Annotated in this window: 5 protein-coding genes and 1 pseudogene; 1 reads left to right on the top strand and 5 read right to left on the bottom strand. The window is 56.9% G+C overall.

Going from position 1 to position 3,063, the window contains the following annotated elements; genetic code table 11:
• From PVW27_RS21325 to PVW27_RS21310, 4 genes are all read right to left on the bottom strand, one after another.
• Positions 1–295: patatin-like phospholipase family protein (locus PVW27_RS21325; protein WP_274561200.1), on the bottom strand; the 295-nt coding region annotated here is incomplete at its 3' end.
• 139 nt (positions 296–434) lie between these two features.
• The gene (locus tag PVW27_RS21320; RefSeq protein ID WP_274561199.1) at positions 435–566 is read right to left on the bottom strand and encodes a hypothetical protein; all 132 of its coding nucleotides are present in this window, start codon (positions 564–566) and stop codon (positions 435–437) included.
• 95 nt (positions 567–661) lie between these two features.
• A complete protein-coding gene (locus PVW27_RS21315; RefSeq protein ID WP_274561197.1) occupies positions 662–1,024 on the bottom strand; it encodes a hypothetical protein in 363 nt (120 codons plus the stop codon).
• Between the two features lie 419 nt (positions 1,025–1,443).
• Complete coding sequence (locus tag PVW27_RS21310; protein ID WP_274561202.1) at positions 1,444–1,743, bottom strand: WGR domain-containing protein; 300 nt, start codon at positions 1,741–1,743, stop codon at positions 1,444–1,446.
• Positions 1,744–2,052: 309 nt separating this feature from the next.
• Here PVW27_RS21310 and PVW27_RS21305 point away from each other — a divergent pair, with 309 nt between their 5' ends.
• Positions 2,053–2,493: a hypothetical protein gene (locus tag PVW27_RS21305; protein WP_274561196.1), complete on the top strand. Its 441-nt coding sequence runs from the start codon at positions 2,053–2,055 to the stop codon at positions 2,491–2,493.
• Between the two features lie 243 nt (positions 2,494–2,736).
• On the opposite strand, the pseudogene PVW27_RS21300 reads toward PVW27_RS21305, so the two are convergent.
• Positions 2,737–3,063: pseudogene (locus tag PVW27_RS21300) on the bottom strand (hypothetical protein); the annotation flags it as partial.

Raw genomic sequence — 3,063 nt, 5'->3', positions numbered from 1 at the left:
TGCTGGCCAAGCGCCCAGTTGACAGCAGCAGCGACAAGGCGTCCGTGTTATAGATTGCGTCGCATCTCAAACCGCGCCAGAGGGACGACAGGTGCTTTGTGCCCCGCTGAAAATCATTTGCCGTAACACCGATGGACGCGGCATTGATTGCGCCAACTGAAGATCCACAAACGATCTGGAATGGGGAGCGCCGTGCCCCGGTGATCTCAGCCAAAGCCCTGAGGACGCCCACATGATACGCGCCGCGCGCACCGCCGCCTTGAAGCACAAGCGCTGTTTTAGGGCCTTGCTCCATTGTCGCTCCCCACATCTGCCCTTTTGATAACGCAGATACTAAGTCGTTCTATCCCCGCTCGCCATACTGGCACCAAATTGACTACAGCCCATGATGCACAACCCGAGAACACGCGCGCGTAGCAACGGTGACTTGCAAATCACGTCGCCTGGCGGCTCTCCCGCCAGACAATGAAGATACCGCTCACCACGATCACGGAGGCACCGACCAGCGTCCAGAACCCCGGTGTATCCGCCCAGACAAGCCAGCCCAGCGGCGACGTCCGGATCACAACGCTATACCTGTGGTCCCGCGGCCCGAAAGCATGATCGCATTCGAGCCGCAGAACGTCTTCTTGAACTGCGATAGACCGAGTAAGTGTCGGAATCAGGCGCTCCAACCGCATATCAAGTAGCCGTGCTGATCCACTAAGGCCCCTAAATCCTCAAGGATACGCAGATAGCATGGGAGAAGGTCTTCCCAATCCATCTCCCGCGCGTCCCAGCCGTGGAACTCATCAGGCAGCGTTTCCGGCACCACATCCAGGGTCAGACCTGCTTCCTCAAGGTTATCCAGAAGCTGGTCTTCCATTCGTTCAATCATCTCTGGCGAGACCGCGAAGTCAGTATAGTCTGAGTCGATTGGCTCAGGCTCCGGCGTGCACATCAGCTCAAAGAAGTCACTGTGATTGCGCAGATAGAAGACAGAGTCTTCTTCTCCTGGCACGCCAAAAAACACATCAAGTCCCATGGGTATCCCCTTCTGTGGGAGGTTGCGTGCCGGAAGTGGCACGTGGAATTTAAATGGATCTGAGTTCCGAAATCCGGAAACGAGATAACGAGATTTTCTGATCAACCGACCGGTTGGGCGAATGGCTCGAGAACATTGCGACAGGGAAGCCGCGATCCAAGGCGCTGAAGAACGGGCGATCAGGCCAGCCTCGACCCGGCGCACAGAAGTGCGCATGGAGGCACCAAAAGCGTGCAGTAGTCGATGCCGGGCAATGACAGGTCGGTTTCCCAGACAGCGCGTCGGGAACAGCTCTCTATGACTGCGGTGCTTCAGAACGGCGGTGAGGGTTGAGCGGCGGGCCATTGGTCACGCTCTCTACGCACGCGCAGCGATGCATCCTGGCGCTCAAAAGCAGTGCCCTAGGCCGGAGAACAAGGTCAGCCCTTCGAAGCCGCGGGGATTGAGCCATAGCCTCGCTTGCGTTTGGCAGTTTCGAGCTTCAGCATCGCCGATAACGCTTCATCTTCTCCGGGGTGGCGTTCGATGAGCCATTGGCCCCGAAACCCAATCCTGCCCCATTCCCGAACCAGGTCGACACCTCCGAACAGATCCGGCTGCAGGCTCATGCGATAGAAACGTCGCATGTTCTTTGTCACATCGATCCGCTTGAGATCGATGCTCGATGGAACCACGCCCAGCCCTGCAGCATAATCGACTATATTGTGTGCATCCTGCATGTGCATAACAATATCAGGTAGAGACAAAAAATTCTAGCTGATCTCGTGTCTGGTCAAGCCGAGCGGTCTACTCGCCATTGCCTCCTGGTAGATTGATGTTGCCGCAGTCTGTCTGGTCAATGGCCGTCATGTGATTGAAGCTGCCAAATGCTGTTCTGGCACTCCGAACATTCCGTCAAGTTTTCCTCACTTCATCCAGTCGATCAAGTTGACGTAACGTCAAGGCATTTTGGATTCCCGGCGGTTCGGGATCGTTCGCATTTCTCAATCAGCGGACACGAACCGCTGTTCTGAAACCAGGAGGACCCCATGTTCACACTCAAGACCTTCGATCTCCCCCTCTGCCCTGCACCCGAGGAATGCTACCTGAACGTCATAATTGACGCTCTCAAGCAAAAGGACCGAATTCCTTTTGAAACCCCTGATATCGGCCTCGGCCCCTCATATGTGCGAGAGAACCTCCAGCACCTGACCGTGGAGAGCGTTCATGGCGGGTGGGTGTTCAATGTCATCTTCAACAAAGACGCCATCGGCGAGAGCGAGGACTGCATGACCTCTTCGATGGTCCAACCCTATGCGACTGCGGCTGACGCCCTGCTTTATGGCGCAAAAGCGGTTTGCGTAATCGTATCGGGATCGGACGAACTGCCCTTCGAAGTGGTTGGCAACAAGCTTTTGATGGTCAGCACAAAGGGAAACCGGATCAAGAAGCTGTCAATCGGTGCAAATTCAATCGCTATCGGCGCCTAAACTTGACCACTTGGGGCGGGGTATCGACATTCAATTTTGCCCCCCTGACATTCTGTCAAATCGCTCGTCGCGAGGCGGCGAGCGAAGGGAGATGAAACGAGTGGATACGACCGCGCAGGTTCGGGGGCCTACTTCGTTGAGAAGTGGTCGGTGTCGTGACGCACGGACCTTCTCGCGACCATGGCGCGCGAAACCGCACGAAGGCAATGTGTACCATCGCGGCAAGAGCGGATCGAGAGTCCGTCACGCTGACGGACAGAACAAGGCAGGCCTTCCAAGGCCTGGATCATCCGTAAAAGCACGTCCCGGAGCGACCTGCACCCGCGTGTAGTCGTCGGGCAGATCCTCTATCGGTGCCAGCGGCCTCTGTGATGCCGTAAGCACAATGTTCGTGCGCCCTCCGTCTTCGACCGGGCCCTGCACGGCCTCAACATGCGGATAGATCTGGCGCAAGATGGCATGGACCCCGCGCACAAGGCGACCGTCCGGCAGGTCGATCAGGTTGACATAGACCGGACCATCCACAATCGCGGCAAGCCGGGCATAGGTTTCGCGTGTCGCCAGATGGGC

The organism is Seohaeicola sp. 4SK31, assembly GCF_028802875.1.
Lineage (GTDB): Bacteria > Pseudomonadota > Alphaproteobacteria > Rhodobacterales > Rhodobacteraceae > Seohaeicola.
Note: the sequence above shows the minus strand (reverse complement) of the source record. Positions and strands in the feature narration are given on the sequence as shown.